The 17,510-nt window shown below is 71.6% G+C and carries 11 protein-coding genes; 3 read left to right on the top strand and 8 right to left on the bottom strand.

The annotated features are described in order from the left end of the window. Positions 1-71: 71 nt before the first annotated feature. Positions 72-2,375: a glycoside hydrolase family 3 N-terminal domain-containing protein gene (locus ABIE67_RS35605; RefSeq protein WP_370265636.1), complete on the top strand. Its 2,304-nt coding sequence runs from the start codon at positions 72-74 to the stop codon at positions 2,373-2,375. Here ABIE67_RS35605 and ABIE67_RS35610 read toward each other — a convergent pair. From ABIE67_RS35610 to ABIE67_RS35635, 6 genes are all read right to left on the bottom strand, one after another. Continuing rightward, positions 2,339-3,217: a carbohydrate ABC transporter permease gene (locus tag ABIE67_RS35610; RefSeq protein WP_370265638.1), complete on the bottom strand. Its 879-nt coding sequence runs from the start codon at positions 3,215-3,217 to the stop codon at positions 2,339-2,341. The genes ABIE67_RS35605 and ABIE67_RS35610 overlap by 37 nt on opposite strands. Continuing rightward, the gene (locus tag ABIE67_RS35615) at positions 3,214-4,245 is read right to left on the bottom strand and encodes a carbohydrate ABC transporter permease (protein WP_370265641.1); all 1,032 of its coding nucleotides are present in this window, start codon (positions 4,243-4,245) and stop codon (positions 3,214-3,216) included. Before ABIE67_RS35615 ends, ABIE67_RS35610 begins: the two co-directional genes overlap by 4 nt. Before the next feature lie 2 nt (positions 4,246-4,247). Continuing rightward, entirely contained in the window at positions 4,248-5,621 is a 1,374-nt protein-coding gene (locus tag ABIE67_RS35620) for an extracellular solute-binding protein (protein ID WP_370265643.1), read from the bottom strand. A gap of 147 nt (positions 5,622-5,768) precedes the next feature. Further along, positions 5,769-6,458 (bottom strand): peptidyl-prolyl cis-trans isomerase, encoded by a 690-nt coding sequence (locus ABIE67_RS35625; protein WP_370265646.1) that lies wholly within the window; start codon positions 6,456-6,458, stop codon positions 5,769-5,771. Continuing rightward, positions 6,455-10,696 (bottom strand): NEW3 domain-containing protein, encoded by a 4,242-nt coding sequence (locus tag ABIE67_RS35630; protein ID WP_370265647.1) that lies wholly within the window; start codon positions 10,694-10,696, stop codon positions 6,455-6,457. Before ABIE67_RS35630 ends, ABIE67_RS35625 begins: the two co-directional genes overlap by 4 nt. A 108-nt stretch (positions 10,697-10,804) precedes the next feature. Continuing rightward, positions 10,805-11,689, bottom strand: coding sequence for a MurR/RpiR family transcriptional regulator (locus ABIE67_RS35635; RefSeq protein WP_370265649.1), 885 nt, complete (start codon positions 11,687-11,689; stop codon positions 10,805-10,807). Positions 11,690-11,878: 189 nt separating this feature from the next. On the opposite strand from ABIE67_RS35635, the gene ABIE67_RS35640 reads away from it, so the two are divergent. Next, entirely contained in the window at positions 11,879-12,643 is a 765-nt protein-coding gene (locus tag ABIE67_RS35640) for a sugar isomerase domain-containing protein (RefSeq protein ID WP_370265651.1), read from the top strand. On the opposite strand, the gene ABIE67_RS35645 is transcribed toward ABIE67_RS35640, so the two are convergent. Further along, positions 12,644-15,655, bottom strand: a complete 3,012-nt coding sequence (locus tag ABIE67_RS35645; RefSeq protein WP_370265653.1) for a beta-N-acetylglucosaminidase domain-containing protein — start codon at positions 15,653-15,655, stop codon at positions 12,644-12,646. A gap of 320 nt (positions 15,656-15,975) precedes the next feature. Here ABIE67_RS35645 and ABIE67_RS35650 point away from each other — a divergent pair, with 320 nt between their 5' ends. After that, the gene (locus ABIE67_RS35650; RefSeq protein WP_370265655.1) at positions 15,976-16,557 is read left to right on the top strand and encodes a hypothetical protein; all 582 of its coding nucleotides are present in this window, start codon (positions 15,976-15,978) and stop codon (positions 16,555-16,557) included. A 158-nt stretch (positions 16,558-16,715) separates the two neighbouring features. Here ABIE67_RS35650 and ABIE67_RS35655 read toward each other — a convergent pair whose 3' ends face one another. Continuing rightward, positions 16,716-17,465: a DUF4142 domain-containing protein gene (locus ABIE67_RS35655; protein ID WP_370265657.1), complete on the bottom strand. Its 750-nt coding sequence runs from the start codon at positions 17,463-17,465 to the stop codon at positions 16,716-16,718. Positions 17,466-17,510: the final 45 nt, after the last annotated feature.

Genomic DNA, 17,510 nt, shown 5'->3' on the forward strand with positions numbered 1-17,510 from the left:
GCACGACGGGCGGCGGGATCCGGCCCCACGACCCGACCGCACCGACCGTTCGCACGAAAGGGACCGGCCGCATGCCGACTCCGGACGACGCGGCCACGCCCCTCGTGGCCGACCGCCCCCGCTACCTCGACCCCACCGCCCCCGTCGAGACCCGGGTCCGCGACCTCCTCTCCCGCATGACCCTGCGCGAGAAGGCCGGCCAGCTCAACCAGCGGATGTACGGCTGGGACGCCTACCGTCGCACCCCCGACGGCGGCTTCGAACTCACCGACGCCCTGTACGCCGAGACCGACCGCTTCGAGGGACTCGGCGCCCTGTACGGCCTCCAGCGCGCCGACGCCTGGTCCGGTGTCGACCACACCAACGGGCCCGGCGCGGATGACGGGGCGGCCCTGGCGGAGCTGGTGCAGCGGCATGTCGTCGAGCGCAGCCGGCTCGGGATTCCCGCGCTGTTCGTCGAGGAGGTGCCGCACGGGCACATGGCGCTGGACGGCACGGTCCTGCCGGTCAATCTGGCCGTCGGCGCCACCTGGGACCCCGAGCTGTACGAACGCGCCGCCGCCCACGCCGCCGCCGAACTGCGGGCCCGCGGCGGTCATGTCGCCCTCGTCTCGGCGCTCGACATCGCCCGCGACCCCCGCTGGGGCCGCACCGAGGAGTGCTTCGGGGAGGACCCCTACCTCGCCGCGCGCCTCACGGAGGCCGTCGTCCGCGGCATGCAGGGCGAGCCCGCCGCGTACTTCGCCGCCGACAAGGCCCCCGTCGTCCTCAAGCACTTCGCCGGGCAGGGCGCCACCGTCGGCGGCCGCAACTCCGCCGAGTCCGAGCTCGGCCTGCGTGAGCTGCACGAGATCCACCTCCCGGCCGCCCGCGCCGGCGTCCGTGCCGGGGCCGCCGCCGTCATGGCCGCGTACAACGAGGTGGACGGCCTGCCCTGCGCCGGGAACAGGGCGCTGCTCACCGAACTCCTCAGAGACCGCTGGGGGTTCGAGGGACTGGTCATGGCCGACGGACTCGCGGTGGACCGGCTGGCCCGGATCACCGGCGACACGATGTCCGCGGGCGCCCTCGCGCTCGACGCCGGTGTCGATCTGAGCCTTTGGGACGAGGGCTTCACGCATCTGGCGGAGGCGGTCGAGCGGGGACTGGTGGCCGAGGAGATCCTCGACACCGCGGTCGCCCGCGTCCTGCGGCTCAAGTTCCGGCTGGGACTGTTCGATCAGGAGGTCGAGACGGGGGTCGGCACCGCGGTCGGCACCAGGGGCGGCACCACTCCCTTCCCGGCGAACGGCCGGGAGGTGAGCACCCTCCTCGCCCGAGGCGCGGTCACCCTCCTCCACGACGACGGCGGGGTCCTGCCCGTCGCGGCGGCCGTCTCCCGCCTCGCCGTCCTCGGCCCCCAATCCGCCACCGCCGCCCACCAATTGGGCGACTACACCGCCCCGCAGCGCCCAGGCACGGCGGTGAGCGTGCTGGACGGGCTACGGCGTCTCGCCCCGCCCGGCCTCGACATCCGCCACGCCCCCGGCTGCGCCCTCACCGGCGACGACCTCTCCGGCATCCCCGCGGCGGTCGCGGCGGCCGCCGCCTCCGACCTGGCCGTGCTGGTGCTGGGCGGCAGCAGCGCGCGTACTCCCGACACGGAGTTCGACGCCAACGGGGCCGCGCGGACCGTCGTCTCCGAGATGACCTGCGGCGAGGGCGTCGACCTGGCCGGACTGCGGCTGGGGAAGGCCCAGAACGCCCTGCTGGAGGCCGTCGTCGCGACGGGGACGCCGACCGTGGTCGTGCTCATCCAGGGCCGGCCGCATGTCGTGCCCGCCACCGGAGCCGCCCTGCTCACCGCCTGGTACCCGGGCCCGTGGGGCGGTGAGGCGATCGCCGAGGTGCTGCTCGGGCTGGCCGAACCCGTCGGCCGGCTGCCGGTCTCGGTGCCGCGCTCGGCGGCCCAGCTCCCCGTCCACTACAACCACAAGGACACCGAGTACGGCGGCTATGCGGACGAGGACGCCGAGCCGCTCTACTCCTTCGGGCACGGGCTCTCGTACACGAGCTTCGCGTACGGTCCGCCGCGGCTGTCGGGGCACACCGTCGAGGTCGACATCACCAACACCGGTCGGCGCGCGGGCCGTTCCGTCGCCCAGCTGTACCTGCGGCGGCTGCGGACTCCCGTGTGGCCGCGCACGCTGGAACTGTGCGGCTTCCAAGCTGTCGACCTGGCGCCGGGCGAGACCCGCACGGTCACGTTCCCGCTCGGCGCCGACCTGCCCGGCAGGGGCACGGTGGTCGAGTTCCGGGTCGCGGAGTCGGCGCGGGCGGCACTGACCGCCGTACCGACTCAGAGCTTCACGGCCCCCGAGGACACTCCCTTGTAGAACCACCGCTGCGTGATCACGAACAGCACCAGCACCGGGATCACCGAGATCACCGATCCCGCCATCACCAGCCGCTGGTCGTAGCCGAAGGACGAGGTCTGCAGTCGGGCCAGACCCAGCGTCAGCGTGAAGTGCTCCTCGGAGCGCAGCACGATCAGCGGCCAGAGGAAGTCGTCCCAGGCGCTGATGAAGGTGTTGATGGTGACGACCAGGATCGCGCCGTACGCGGACGGGAGGTACAGGTGGCGGAATCGCTTCCACTCGCCCGCGCCGTCCAGCATGGCCGCGTCCTCGATCTCGCGCGGCACGGCGAGGAACGCGGCCCGCATGATGAGGACGTTGATCGCGGCGACGAAGCCGGGCAGCCAGACGCCGACGAGGTTGTCGACCAGGCCCATGTCGCGGACGCTCAGGAACAGCGACACCATGATCGACTCGAAGGGGAACATCATGGACGCCATCAGCAGCACCCACACCAGCTTGCGGCCCTTCCAGGCGGGCTTGGAGAGCATGTAGCCGGCCATGGTGGAGAAGACCAGCTGGCTGGTGATGGAGATGACCGCGACGAACAGGCTGTTCCTGATGTACGTCCACACCGGCACCTGGTCGAAGACCTGCTCGTAGGCCCGCAGGGAGGGGTGGTGCGGGATCAGGGAGGCGCCCGCGCCGAAGACGTCCTCGGTGGGGCCCTTGAGCGACGACAGCACCTGCCACACCAGCGGGCCCACGGTGATGAACAGGACGAACATCAACAGCAGGTAGCGGACGACCAGTTCGCGGGGCCGGCCGTAGTCCCGCCAGCGCGGTGTCAGGCGCCGGTCCTTCTCGACGGCCGTGGTCATCCCTCGTCCTCCTTCGTCAGGCGCTGGGCGAGCAGCGTGAGGCCCAGGGTGAGTGCGAACAGGGCGACGCTGACCGCCGCGCCGTAGCCGGCGTTGCCGGTGAGCGGGTCGAGGCCGACGTCCCGGATGTAGAAGGGGAGGGTGCGGTCGGCGCCGCCGGGGCCGCCGGTGGCGCCGCCGAGCATGTAGATCTCGGTGAAGACGCGCAGCGAGCCGATGCCGGTGAGGGTGCCGACGAGCATCATCGACTGGCGTACGCCGGGCACGGTGATGTGCCAGAAGCGGCGCACCGCGCCCGCGCCGTCCACTGCCGCCGCCTCGTGGAGTTCCCTGGGCACGTTTCCGAGCGCGGCCAGGTAGAAGATCATGTACCAGCCGAGGCCCTTCCACAGCGTCAGGCCCATCGCCGACAGCAGGATCAGCCACGAGTCGGACAGGAAGGGGATGGCGTCCCGGATGATGTGGGCCTTCTGGAGCCAGGTGTTGACCAGGCCCTGGTCGCTCAGCAGCCACTGCCAGCTCAGGCCCACGACCACGCTGGAGGCGAGGACCGGGGTGTAGAAGGCGGAGCGGAAGAAGCCGATGCCCGGGAGGTTCCGCTCGACCAGGATCGCGAGCAGCAGCGGCAGCAGGACCATCAGCGGGACGACGATCAGCGCGTACAGGACGCTGTTGCGGGTAGCCAGCCAGAAGTCCGAATCGCCCAGCATCCGCGTGTAGTTGTCCAGGCCCACCAGGTTGTACGCGCCGCCGAGCGGCTTGGCGTCGGTGAAGGACACCAGGATGGTGTTGAGGAACGGGAACACCCCGAACACCGTCGTGCCGACGATCGCCGGGAGCATCCACAGCCAGGGCAGCCACCAGGGGCGGTAGAGCGCCGCGCCCCCCGCGTCCGCCGTCGGGCCGGGCGTGACGGAGCGGAGGGCGCGGCGCAGGCGCCCCGGCGGTTCCGGTACGGAGCCGGGGCGGGGGGCGCCCGCCCCGAGGGGAGCGGGAACGGGCGCCTGGTCCACAGTGTGCTGAGCCATCGTCAGCTGCCCTGCTCGATCAGCTTGTTGCCCTTGGCCTGGGCGTCCTCGAGAGCGTCCTCGGCGCTCTTCTTGCCCTGCATGGCCAGCTGGATCTGGGCCGAGATGGCGTTCAACTCGCCCGGCGTGAGGGCGATTTCGTCGGCCGTGGCGGTCTTGCGGTCACTGGCGACGATCTTCCGGGCCTCGGCGAAGGGGTCGGTGCCCTTCACCGACTGGAAGAACGGGTCGTCCAGTGAGGCCGTGGTCGACGGGAAGATGACCACGTTCGGGTCCTTCGCCCACTCGAGCTGGTTCTTCGCGTTGGTCAGGAACCGCGCGAAGGCGAGTGCGGTCACCGCGTTCTTGCTGGTGGAGGCGGTACCGATGTACTGCGGGGCGCCGACGGTGTGGCCGAGGTCGTCCAGCATGAAGCGGGCGACGCCGGTCTTCTTGTAGACGGTCGGGTTGTTCTGCTGGATGAACCGCAGGAAGTTGGGGTTGGTGGGGCCGTAGACCAGCTTGCCCTGGCCGTAGACGTTGGCCGGGTCCTGTGTGGAGGAGAGGGAGTCCCGGGGCATCCCGCCGGCCTTGTAGAGCTTGGTCATGGCCTCGACCCACTGGGCGGTCCTCGGGTCGTCGGCGAAGGTGAACGACTTGCCGTCGGCGGAGAAGATCTTGATGCCCATCTGCTGCCAGTCGGCCGGGATGCGCAGCTGCGGGTTGGCGAGGAAGGCGTGGTACTTGCCGCCCGAGGCCTTGGCCACCTTCTCCGCGTCGGCGAACAGCCCGAGGACGGTCGTCGGAGGTTTGGCCGGGTCCAGGCCCGCCTTCTTCATCAGCTCGGTGTTGAAGGTCTGCACGATGCCGCCGGAGTACCAGGGCAGCACGCTGTGCACCTTGGTGCCCGAGGCGTCGGCGTAGAGGCTCGACTTCCACAGCGCGGGGACGAACGGCTCGCCCGCGTCCGGCGCCTTCTTGTCCAGGTCGATCAGATAGCCGTTCTTGGTGAGCGCGATCGCCGTGTTGACGTTGATGTTCACCACGTCCGGCAGCGTGCAGCCCTGCGCGTCGGCGACCAGGCGCTGCGTGAAGGTGGCGTCGCCCGGGTCGTCGATCCACTTCACCTCGGCGCCCGGGTGCGCCTTCTCGAAGGCGGCGATGACGCCGTTGAAGTAGTCGCCGAAGTCTTTCTTCAAGTTGGTCGTCTGGAAGGTGATGTCGCCCTTGACGTCCCCCGTGAGCGCGCCGGACCCGACGTTCGCCTTGTCGACCTTGCAGCCGCCGGCCGTGGCCTCGCCGCCGTCGGAGCCGCCGCCGGAGAGGCCGCAGCCGGTGGCCGCGAGTGCCAGGGCGAGGAAACACGCCAGGGATCCGGGAAGTCTGCTTGCACGCATGGGTGCCCTCCTGCGGCCGACCGAGCCGTCTGGTTCGCTGGTGCTTAGCTGGTTCAAATCACCAACTTGGACGCTGATTGATGAAAAGGTGGACCAGAATTCATCGGAGGTCAATGGTTTCCGGGTTGCTTTTACGTTCCGTTCCGTTCAGTGCCGGTGCTCGTGGTCCGGGTGGGACGGGTCGCCGGGGTGCTCGTGGCCCGGGGCGTACTCCACGCCGGTGCGGGCCTGGTCCAGCCAGCCGAAGAAGGCCCAGCGTCCGGCCGCCTGCCGCAGCTCGCGCTCGATGCCGGGGCGCGTCCGCTCGTACGGCAGGAAGTCCGCGGGTGTGGCTGCGGGGCCGTAGGGGTCCACGCCGCGCCTGAGTGCGGCCGGGGTGAGGTAGCGGTCCCGGTTGCGGTCGTAGTAGTCCCGTACGGCTGCCTCGGGGATGTGCTGCTCGGCTTCCAGGTGGGCGAGCAGGGTGCGGGCGGCGGGGGAGTGGGAGAGGGCGACGGCGATGATGCTGCCCAGGTCTGCCACGGTGCGCTCCGCGGGTGGGGCCGTGGGGGGTGGGGGTGTGGAGGGTGGTTCGTCGGGTGCGGCGCCGTGGGGGCTGGTCGCGCAGTTCCCCGCGCCCCTTAGGGGTGCTGCAGGCCACGCCTTGCATGCCTGTTCTGCCAGTTCGTCGATCACCACCACCTGGGTCGCCCAGCGCCTTCGCTGGCGCTCGGCCCTTGCGAGTGCCTCCGGGCGGGTTTCGGGGTCTCGGGGCGGGACGGATCTGAGGAAGGCGTCCACGCGGGACCTGGGGATCGCCCGGCCGTGTACCAGGGCGGCGTGATCGTTCTCGTTCACTCCGTCACCTCCAGCGCTATCGCCTCCGTGTAGGCGACGCAGCCGTGCCAGCCCACCTTCGCCATCAGCCAGTACGAACCCGGCGGCACCGTTGCGCCGTCCACCTCGATCGTGCAGTCCTGTTGCTCGCCGCCCGGCACGGTGAAGCCCTGGCAGCCCGGGGTCACGCCCGCCCAGGTTCCCCAGGAGGAGACCGCCCACAGGGTGCCGCTGATCGGACCCCGGGTCGTGTTGCGCAGGGTCACCGGGACGCGGGCGCGTTCACCCCGGCGTACGCTCACCCGCTCGGCTCCCAGCTCGGTCACGAGCGTTGGACCCCTGTGCCCGTCCGGCACGTCCAGCGCCACCACGTCCTCGAACGTCTGCCCGCCGTACGACAGCCGGGCGGCGAGCCAGTGCCGGCCCGGCTCGGGGTCGGGCGGTGGGGTCACCGTGGCCTCGGCGACCGTGAACCCGCCGGGGCCCAGCGCGTACGGCAGTTCGGGTGGCTCGACGGACCAGCCGGGCGGGACGTGCAAACCGACCGTGCCCGACACGGGTGCGTCGGTCAGCTCGGAGCCGATCCGGACCGTCGCCGTGACCGGGCCGTCGGAGAGGGTGAGCGTGGTCGGGGAGACGTACACCGCGACCGGCATGTTGCCGCGCGGGGCGGGACCGGAGTTGTGGAGCCAGTAACGGGTGGGGACGGGCTGGGCGGGCTCGTGGGCGGCGACGCCGGCTCCGGGTGTCGTGTCCGCGTCCGTCGTGGCGAGGACCGTCGCCACCTCGAAGCCGGTCAGGTCGAGGTCGAGTGCGCCCTGAGCGGCGGGCGCCAGCGGCTCCCCGCGCCGCTCCAGTACGTCCGCCCGCGCACCGTCCGTCCACTCGCGCGGACCGTGCACCCGCGCTCGCACCGGCCGCCCGTTCACCTCGTGCATCCGGATGGCGACCCCACGTCCGGGGTCCGCCGCTGCCACACTTCCCCGGGCGAGCGGTGACCCGACCGGCTTGAACGCGTCGAGCAGGACCTCGCCGGAGGGCTCCAGTGCCAGCAGCACGGCCTTTCTGGGCAGCGCCGCGTCCTCGGATGCCGTCTGCCGTACCCGCCCTGTCAGCGGATGGTTGAAGGCATGTCCCGCCTGCGGCAGCCCCAGCTCTCTCCAGTCGCCCGCACCCGCGACCACGGCGTACTCGAACGTGTGGGACCAGCGCTGGAGTTGGAAGGCGGAGCCGTCGGGTGCCGTGCGCCGGGGCGGGTCCACCCAGATGCCGGAGGGCCAGCCCGTACAGGAGCGCATCAGGGACATGTAGAGGTCGCCGGACGAGGTCACCACACAGCCGGGCGTCCCACGGTTCAGGACCGCGAAGCTGCGCCCGTCCCACGCGTCCCCGGGCGGCAGCGCCTCGCCGCCGCCCGCCGCCGTGGCCCCCAGGACCGCGTCGTCCAGGTCGGCGATCAGCGCGTCGACGGCCTTGGCGTCGTCCTCGGGCCGGGCACCGGCCACCACGAGCAGCGGCAGTCGCTCCAGGTCGCGCAGGTCGGCGCCGGGCACCCACTCCTCCCGCAGCGAGGCGCGCGGTGCGACCCAGACGGAGGCCACGCCCCGCTCGGCGAGCTGGCGTCGCAGTTCGCGTCCGGCCGCCGGGTCCCAGCCGAGGGCCTCGGCGACCACGGAGTTGCGCTCGGGCGCGCCGACCGCGATCCGGATGTCGGGCAGGTTGGAGTCGACCTCCAGGTCGCCGTAGCGCGGGCCCCCGGCGATCGTCGAGGTCGCCGTCACACCCACGCGCACCAGGGCCGCCGCGAGGGCGGCGCCCAGCTCACCGGCGTCGTCCCAGGACCCGTACACCAACTCGGCGACACCGATGGACCGTTCGCCCAGATGCCTGCCCGAGCCGTCGGCGACCGCGACCCGCGCGGTGGAGCCCAGCCCGAACCACGTGTTGGCCGGATTGTCCAGCGTCCACGGGAACCGCTCGCTGTCCACCTCCACGAACCCGAACCCACGCCCGATCACCGCGTCGGCCACCTCGTGCACGGGCAGTCCGCCGCGCACGTCGGAGGGCCAGCGGACCCGGATCAGGCGGTCGGCGCCGTCGTAGCCGTCGATGGTCGTCGTGACGTCCAGGCGGTCGACGCCCTTCCAGAGCGTGAGCCGCTGTGCGTAGCGGAAGAGGCCCAGATCCGCGCGGACGGTGATCCGTGAGCCGGCGGGGGAGTACTCGACATCGATGTCCGCCGTGACGTCCCGGCCGCGGGCGGCTGTCGTGCCGGTCGGCGTGAGGTGCCAGGGGCCCTCGCCGAAGCGGGGGTGCCTCGGATACTCCTCCTGGACGACCAGCTCGTTGCCGATGTCGCCCGGGCGCAGGAGTTCGCGGCCGGCCTCCGCGAGGGCCCGCAGGCTGCTGACGGCGCCGCCGCGTGCGGGATCGACGGTCACCTCGTAGAACTCGTTGCGGATGGTGGCGCCCTCGCCGGGCGTCCACTCGGGGACGGTTCCGTCGGCGAGCGGGAGCGCCTTGAGGCCCATGCCGGGGACCTCCGGTACGACGATCCGGAGTTCGCCGTCCTCCCGTACGGCGGGCAGGGGCAGGCCGGTGTCGTCCAGCGGGACGCGTCCCGGGTCCTCGACGGACAGTACGTCCCGCCGCTCCCAGGTCGCCGCGTTGAAGACCACCAAGTCCGGTGCGCCGCCCGGCAGTCGGGCGACGCGGCGGGCCAGGGCGTCGGTCGCGTCGGCGTGCACGGTCTCGGCCAGGTCGTACAGCTCCCGCCAGCCGGTGAGCAGGTCGATGTAGACCTGGTCGGACTCCGAGCCGGTGATGGCGTCGTGGTGGGCGCCGTAGATCAGCTGCCGCCAGGCCTTGTCGAGCGCCGCGTCCGGATAGGGGTGCCCGGTCACCAGCGAGGCGAGCGTCGCCCAGGCCTCCGCGTCGGCGAGCAGCGTCTCGCCGTACCGCTGGGCCTGCTTGGTGTCGATGTAGGAGACGTCCTTGCCGGTGTAGACCGGGTTCATGTCCCGCGTCTGCGGGGAGGCCTTGCGGCCCTCCGCCGCCAGCTCCGCGCGTACGGCGGCGAAGAAGTCCCGGGGGATCCCGCTCACGAAGCGCGGCCAGACGTAACGGGCGTTCCAGTCCCGGTGGATGCCCATCACCCAGCGGCACGGCGGCGCGTAGTCACCGCCGACGGGCAGCAGCACATTGCGGGTGAGCGCGACCTGCTTCAACCCCCTGAACAGCTTGAGCGCGGCCGCCTCCGCCTCGGGGAGCGTGGGCGCGTTGTCGATCGCCCAGCCGGCGCCGTAGTGGTTGACCATGTACGCGGTGAGGATGCCGCGACCCGAGGGGGCGATCCAGTCGAACTCCGCCGGGAACTGCATCCGGTTCGGATCCCGCGGCTCCTCGCCGAAGACGGAGAGGGTGGGGCCCCACTGGTGAAAGGGTCCGCGCGCCCACGAGCTCGACGTCACGCCCGCGTCGGCCATCAGCCCGGGGAACTGCGGATCGTGCCCGAACGCGTCCAGCTGCCAGGCCGTCTCCGGCGCCGCCCCGATGATCCCGCGCTGGAAGCCGTCGCCGTACAGGGCGTTGCGTACGGTCGCCTCGGCGCCGGTGAGGTTGGTGTTCGGCTCGTTGTAGGTGCCGCCCATGATCTCCACGCGGCCGGTGCGGATCAGCTGGCGCAGGAAGGCGCGCTCCTCCGGGAAGGCGTCCCAGTACGGCTTGAGGTAGTCGACCTCCGCGAGCACGAAGGTGTACGCCGGGTCGCGCCGCGCCAGATCGCAGTGGGCGCGGACCAGGCTCATCCCGGACTGGCCGCGCGAGTCGAAGGTGCGGGCGGGCAGTCCGGTGCCGGCGGGGTCGTCGGCGACGTCCCAGGTCTCGGTGTAGGCGGCCTGGGTGTTCCACCAGACGGGGTCGTAGTGGAAGTGGCTGACCATGAACATGGTCCAACCGGGTTCGGCTGCCGTGAACGCGGCGGAGTGCTCAGCGCTGCGGGCCGGGTCCTCGGTGTCCTCGGCCATGACCCTGATGTGCGTACGCTCGCCGGGGGCCAGGTCGGTCGTCACCGGTATCTCGGCGCGTACGGTGCCGTCGTCCCCCGCGGTCGCCTCGGCGGTGCCGTGGACACCCGGGCCCTCGACGGTGAGCCGGACCGTCCGGCCGGGGGCCTCTCCGATCTCTACGGCCACCACCTGCCGCGGATGGTCCTCGGTACCGACGAAAAGCTCGGTCGACTCGACAGAGATGACGCGCATGGGGCTCCTACGAGTGCTCGTGGGGAGCCCCATCCTGGCGCAAGGGGATGATTCAAACAACCACCTTCATATATCTCAGGTGGTTCATCCATACAGCCCGGGCCGGGGTCAGCGAGCCCGGCGGTTCTTCGCCGCGTGCCGCGGTCCGATGTGGTCCGTCAGGGCGAGCGAGGCGCTGGCGCGCTGGTAGGAAACCTGGCCGACCCGGACGTAGAGACAGTCGACGATCATCAGGACGGAGTGCCGGCCGCCGATGCTGCCGGTGCGGAAGCTGGTCTCCGAGGTGGCCGAGATGAGCCGGATGTCCGCGGCCTTGGCCAGGGGGGAGCGCGGGTCGGTGGTGATGGCGATGGTGGTGGCGCCCCGCTCCCTGGCCATCTCGAACGGTTCGAGGGTCTCGCGCGTGGCCCCGGAGTGGGAGATGCCGATGGCCACGTCGGCCGGGGTGAGTAGGGCCGCGGAGGTGGCCGCCCCGTGCACCTCGGTCCAGCCGCGGACCTGGCAGCCGATGCGGAACAGCCGGGTCTCCGTCTCCTGGGCCACCGCCCCGCTGCCGCCGACGCCGTACACGTCGATGCGGCGGGCGCGGGCCAGGGCCTGGGCCGCGCGTTCGAGGGCGTCGAGGTCGATCCGCTCGATGGTCTGCTGGATCGCGCGCAGATCCGCGCTGCCGACGACCTGGACGACCCGCTCCAGACTGTCGTCCGGCGAGATGTCGGGGCCGATCTCGGCGCTGCCCCAGTCGGAGACCTCGCCACGACCGCGTTCCTGGGCCAGCTCGATCAGCAGATGCTGGTAGGAGTCGAGCCCGATGGCCCGGCAGAACCGGGTCACCGTCGCCTGGGAGGTGCCGGTGCGGCGACCCAGCTCGGCGGCCGAGCAGTGGGTGACGGCGGCCGGATCCTCCAGGATCAACTCGCCTACCTTGCGCAGGGAACCGGCCAGCCGGGGCAGCTCGGTGCGGATCAGTGTGGTGACGTCCGTCGGGGGCATGGGGAGAAGGTACCAGCCACCGTTTACCGCGCAGGTTGAATACCAGGACCGAGAGGGCAGGGGCGGGTGAGGGCGGACGTGAGGCTCATTGCCCGTACCGTGCGGTGTGTGATTTATTGATTCATCGATGCAGGAGTACAGGGTGGTTCAATCCATCAGGCCCAGTGGTCCATCAGTGGGGAGTGACCCGTGTCCGACGAGTCTGTGAGCGCCCGGCGTTTCGCGCGCGAGGGCATGGCCGTCCTCGACCGCCTGACCGAGTCCGCCCGTGACGACGTGGCCCGTGCCGCCGGACTCATCGCCGACTGCGTACGGGCGGACGGCGTGATCCAGGCCTTCGGCACCGGCCACTCTCAGGCGATGGTCCTCGAAGTCGCGGGCCGGGCGGGCGGGTTGGTGCCCACCAACCGGCTCAGCATCGCCGACCTCGTCCTGTACGGCGGTGACGCGCCGAGCGTCCTCGACGATCCGCTCCTGGAGCGCGAACCCGGTGTGGCCGCCCGGATCTACGACCTGGCCGCCCCGCGCACCGCAGATCTCTTCGTCATCATCTCCAACTCCGGCGTCAACAACGTCATCGTCGAGATGGCCCTGCACGCCAAGGAGCGGGGCCACCGGATCCTGGCCATCACCTCCCTCGCCCACACCCGGGCCGTCCCCGCGGGCCACGCGAGCGGCAAGAAGCTCGCCGACCTGGCGGACGTCGTCCTCGACAACGCCGCCCCGCCCGGCGACGCGCTCCTGGAACTGCCCGGCGGCGGCGCGGTGTGCGCCCTGTCCACGCTGACCGGTGTGCTGCTGGTGCAGATGGCGGTCGCGGAGGCCTCGGGTCTGCTCCTTGCCGCCGGGGAGCGACCGCCGGTGTACGTCTCGGCCAATGTGCCGGGCGGTTTCGAGGGGAACCTGGAACTGGAGAAGCGGTACGCCGGACGGATCCGGCGTACCGCGAGCTGATCACTCCACGGGTACGGGCGTCAGTGCGACGGCCAGCGGATAGGCGCCCGTCGTCAGGGGCGCCCCGGCGGTACCCGACGCGGTGTCGACCGGGACCAGGCTGTTGCCGTCCGCCGTGGTGACGTAGGCCGTAGCGCCGTCCCAGTCCAGGCCGACGTCGAAGGCGGACCTCCCGACCGTGACCTTGGTGCCGGGCGCGCCGGTCACCGTGTCGACGGGCGTGACGTAGTCCCCGGTGCTGGGGCTGACCCACAGGGTCCGCCCGTCCGGCGAGAGACCGAGTCCGTAGGCCTGACCGGTGACCAGCAGTGTCGGCTCGGTGTCGTTCGTCGCCGTGTCGATCGGAGTCACCGTCGAGCCGCCGGAGTTGGACACGTAGACCGTCTTCCCGTCGGGCGCGGCGACGACGTTGAAGGGGCGCGGGCCGACGGCGACGGCCCGGCCGGCCTGTCCGGTGGCCAGGTCGACGGGACTGACCGTGTTGTCGTGGATGTTGGCCACGTACAGCGTCCTGCCGTCGGGCGTGACCGCCATGTTCTCCGGCCCGTCGCCGACACGGACGGGCGTGCCCGCCTTGAGCGTGCCGGTGTCCACGGGCTGCACGGTGCCGTCCGTGTAGTTGGCCACCCACAGCGTGCCGCCGTCCGGGGTGAGCGCGAGACCGGCGGGGACCCGGCCGACGGCGACCGTGGCGGTGACCGTGCCACTCGGTACGTCGATCACGCTGACCGTGTTCGAGCCCTGGTTGGCGGCGTACGCGGTACGGCCGTCGGCGCTCACGACGACTTCGCCCGGGTTGTCACCGACCGCGATGTTCCTGGTCGTCCCGGTGGCGAGGTCGATGGAACTCACCGACGCCCCACTGAAGTCGGCCGTCAGCGCGCGCGGCGTTCCGGCGCCGTCGGTGACCCGCACGGGGAGCGCGCGGTCGAGGAGCCCCGTGCCCGACACGACGACGGAGCGGACGCCTTCGGTGGCGGCGGTGCCGGCGGTGAGGGTGACGGTGACCGAGGCCGGGCCGGTCACCGTGCCCTCGGCGGGAGTGGCGGTGACACCGTCGGGCACGTCGAGCTTCCAGCTGACGGCCTCGGCCCGCACGTCGGACAGGTCGAGGGTGACCGTGGCGGAGGCCCCGGGCCGCAGGGACAGCGAGTCCGGGGAGAAGGAGGCGTCGACGCCGGGGTCGGGTGCGGTCTCCAGCATCGTCGTGTAGAGGAACTGGTCCATCACGCCCGGGGACACCTGCTCGGGCACGGCGTCCAGTGCCTTGCGCTCGGCCCTCAGCCCGTTCCAGTACCGGGTGACGGCTTCCGCGTCCCCGTCCTTGTGGGCCAGCAGCAGGTCCACGGCGGTCTCGCCCGCGCTGCCGTAGCGGCCGAGCTTGTCGAGCCAGGCGGAAACCTCGTCCAGGAACCCCGGGTTGTCGAGCCGGGCGCGCAGCCGGTCCGGGGTGGCGGCCATGTCGGTGAAGTAGCCCTTGAGGGCGGCGGCGGCCCGGTCGAGGCCGCTGTCCTGCTCGTAGGCCTTGCGGAAGGCGGCGATCAGACGGGTGAGGGTCGGGGACTCGGTCGCATCGAGCTGGGAGGAGTAGTTGTTCTCGGCGAAGATCCGCAGCCATGGGGCGGCGCCGGGCCCGGCGAGGTCCCGTACGGAGGCGAGGAAGGCGGCCCGTGGGTCGTACGCGTCCGGGTTCCACAGATAGGCCGCCGACGTGAACAGCGCGATCCGGCTGGCCTCCCCCTGGACCATCGGGTTGGCGGTCACCCCGGTCGACGCGCTCGCCACACCGGGCTCGCGGCCGGTGTAGGGGCCGAGCAGGAGACGGCTGGTGACGTAGTCGTTGACCGGGTAGTTGTCCCAGACCAGGATCGGGTGGCCGTACACCTCGCGGGCCTGCTTCACCTGCTCGGCGGTGATGGTCGGCGCGATCACGCCGACGCCGGTCCACTCCACGACCACGGACGGGTCGAGCTTCTCGCGCAGAGCCTTCTTGTACGGGGAGTCGGCGAGGTCGGAGTACTCGGTGGGGACCGTTTCCAGGGGCTGCAGGTCGGTGTGTTCCGCGGTGAACTCCCGCCACACCGTGTTGAGCAGATGCGCCTGCGCGGTACCGGCCGCGCCCCCGCCCGTCCCGAACTCCGCCTCGTCGGCGGCGCAGTTCCACTTCGTGTAGCTGATGTCGTCGAGGGGGATCGCGAACGAACGCACACCGATGGCGTACAGCGAGTCGAACTTGGCGGTCAGTGCCTTGATGTCGGCGTCGGAGGAGTAGCAGACGGAGAGGCCGGGGGAGAGGGCGTAGGTGAAGCGGACGTGGTTGGCGCGGGCGCGGTCGACCAGTTCCTTCAGCTTCGCCAGATCGGCGGGCGGGTAGGCGTCGCGCCAGCGGGCGCGGAGGTAGTCGTCGTCCTTGGGCGAGTAGACGTAGACGTTCTGTTTCGTACGGCCGTAGAAGTCCAGTTGGGCGAGGCGCTCGGCGTGCGACCAGGGGGTGCCGTAGAAGCCCTCGATGACTCCGCGCAGGCCGGCGGTGGGCCAGTCGCGGACGGTCACGGCTTGTATGCGGTGGCCGGTGACGAGTTGGCGCAGGGTCTGGGCCGCGTAGAAGGTGCCGGTGGTGTCGACGCCGGAGAGGGCGAGGAGGGCGCGGCCGTGGGAGCGTCCGGCGGCGAGGGCGTAGCCGCCGGAGGGCAGGCCGGCCGGGGACTTGGCGCGGAGTTCCTTCAGCGCCGCCCCGGTGGCGGGGTTCTCGGCGGGGCCGCCGAGGTAGACCGTGAGGCCGGAGGCGGGCGGCTTCTCGCCCGCGGGCACGGTGACGATGTGCTCGGCGCCGGCGTCGCGCAGAACGGATGCGAGGAGGCGTCGGGCGGCGGGGTCGGTGCGCGGGCCGACGACCTCGACGACCTTGTCCGGCACGGTGAGTCGCCCCGCGCCCGTGTGCATGCTCTTCGGTGCCGGCCACACCTGCGGAGTGCGGGTGCGGGGCTCGGGTGCGGCGGCGGGCGTGGTCATGGGCGTGGCTGTGGCTGTGGCGGTTGCGGTCAGGCCGAGGGCCAGCAACAGGGCGGCGGTGGCCGATATCAGCGGGCGCCGGGGGCGTCTGACACGGACGGCTGGAAGCACAGGTCCTCCCGGGAGTGGATGAATCTATCCATCGGGAGATGCTAGGGATGCTGAATGCTTCATTCAATGGGGCTGGAGCGGGGGCGGAAGCGGGGCTGAAAACGGGGCTGGAACGGGGGCTGACCTTCAGTGAGGCCGGAACTCGCGCGTCGGACGGCAGGTGGGCGCACACTGGAAGTGGTGCTGTCGGTGCTCAAGGGGGTGTCGGCATGGCTGCGTCTGGGTGCCCGAGGGTGCGGCTGTGGCGGTGGCGGCGCAGTCCGCTGAGGCGGCGCAGTGACGTCATCGAGGGCTGGATCGTGCTGTGCGCATGGCTGTTCGCGCTGGTCGGTGCCGTGTTCGCGGGCCGGGCGGCGGCCGACGCGGTGGTCGCCTCCGCGGAGCAGCAGCGGGCCGAGAGCCGCCGGGTGACGGCCGTACTCGTGAAGGAGGCGGAGGATCCGGGGGCCACGCGGGTCACCACCGACCATCTCGTGTGGGCCACCGTCCGCTGGACCGACCCGGGCGGCACGACCCACACGGACGAGGCGCGGGTGCCGCCCAGGACGCATGCGGGCAGCAAGGTCGAGGTGTGGACGGACCGGCACGGAGTCATCGCCAACGAGCCGCTCTCCGAGGGCGAGATGACGCTGCACTCGATCGCCGGCGGCATCCTCGCCGGGACGGGCACCGCCGGTCTCGTGCTGGGCTCCGCCTGGGTGGTCCGGCTGGGGCTGGAGCGGCGGAGGCTGGAGCAGTGGGCGGCGGAGTGGGAGCGGCTGGACACCCCTTGGGGGTGGAAGACGGGCTGACAGGAGCCGGGCTGGTGGAAGCCGGGCCGAGGGGAGCCGCCGAGGGGAGCCGGGCTGATGGAGGCCGGGCCGAGGGGAGACGGGCTGATACGGCGGCAGCCCGCTGCGGGTGGCAGCGCCCCGGAACCCCTGGCGGGGCTCCGGGGCGCTGCCCTGTGTCACTTGACGTCCGCGCTCGGCAGCGCCGACGGGGACGCGGTGTTCAGGTCTTCCAGGCCCTTGGGGATGGCGAGCGTGAGGACCGGCGAGCCCGGCTGGGGCGCGGGCGGGGTCATCTGGTCCTTGGGGAGCTTCGGCGGGGTGGTCTGCTGGAAGTTGTTCGCGTCGAAGTTCACCATGCCCGTCTTCTCCAGGACCGTCATGTGGTCGAGCACGGTGTCGTTCGCGAGGTCGGCCAGCTGACGGACCAGGGTGTTCTGCGTGGTACCCCGGATCTTCGCGATCACCGGGAAGATCTGCCCGTGCGTCACCCGCATGATCGCGACACCGGTGGCGTCGAACTCCTTGCCCGTCTTGGAGTCCACCGTCGCCACGAACTGCTGCTGCTGCGGGCTGGCCTGGTTGGGCAGCGTGATGTTCAGCTCGGACGCGAGCTTGCGGCAGGCGAGGTCGAGCCGGGCGTGTCCGACGACGAGGTGCTCGCCGGCCTCCTTCATCTCCGGGGTCGTGCCCCGCTGCATGGCCATCATGCCCAGCGGGTGCTCCCACAGGCCGGCCGCGCGGACCTTGACCACGAAGTCCCGGTCGGCCTCGGTCAGCGGGCCGTACTGGGTGTTGGCGATGACGCGGTCCTGATTGACGGAGGTGGTCTCCACGCCCAGCATGGCGGGGTAGGCAAGGGCGGAGAGGGTCAGGACGAGGGCGCCTCCCACGAAGACGGTTCCTACCATGCGGCGCGAGATGGGCATCGTGCCTCCAGAGATGAACGGCTCAGTACTCCAGGAGGTACGGAA

The organism is Streptomyces sp. V4I8, assembly GCF_041261225.1.
Taxonomy (GTDB): domain Bacteria; phylum Actinomycetota; class Actinomycetes; order Streptomycetales; family Streptomycetaceae; genus Streptomyces.

Coding starts and splice junctions, on each gene's coding strand:
- ABIE67_RS35605 (WP_370265636.1), top strand. CDS start 72: ATGCCGACTCCGGACGACGCGGCCACGCCCCTCGTGGCCGACCGCCCC.
- ABIE67_RS35610 (WP_370265638.1), bottom strand. CDS start 3,217: ATGACCACGGCCGTCGAGAAGGACCGGCGCCTGACACCGCGCTGGCGG.
- ABIE67_RS35615 (WP_370265641.1), bottom strand. CDS start 4,245: ATGGCTCAGCACACTGTGGACCAGGCGCCCGTTCCCGCTCCCCTCGGG.
- ABIE67_RS35620 (WP_370265643.1), bottom strand. CDS start 5,621: ATGCGTGCAAGCAGACTTCCCGGATCCCTGGCGTGTTTCCTCGCCCTG.
- ABIE67_RS35630 (WP_370265647.1), bottom strand. CDS start 10,696: ATGCGCGTCATCTCTGTCGAGTCGACCGAGCTTTTCGTCGGTACCGAG.
- ABIE67_RS35635 (WP_370265649.1), bottom strand. CDS start 11,689: ATGCCCCCGACGGACGTCACCACACTGATCCGCACCGAGCTGCCCCGG.
- ABIE67_RS35645 (WP_370265653.1), bottom strand. CDS start 15,655: ATGACCACGCCCGCCGCCGCACCCGAGCCCCGCACCCGCACTCCGCAG.
- ABIE67_RS35650 (WP_370265655.1), top strand. CDS start 15,976: ATGGCTGCGTCTGGGTGCCCGAGGGTGCGGCTGTGGCGGTGGCGGCGC.
- ABIE67_RS35655 (WP_370265657.1), bottom strand. CDS start 17,465: ATGCCCATCTCGCGCCGCATGGTAGGAACCGTCTTCGTGGGAGGCGCC.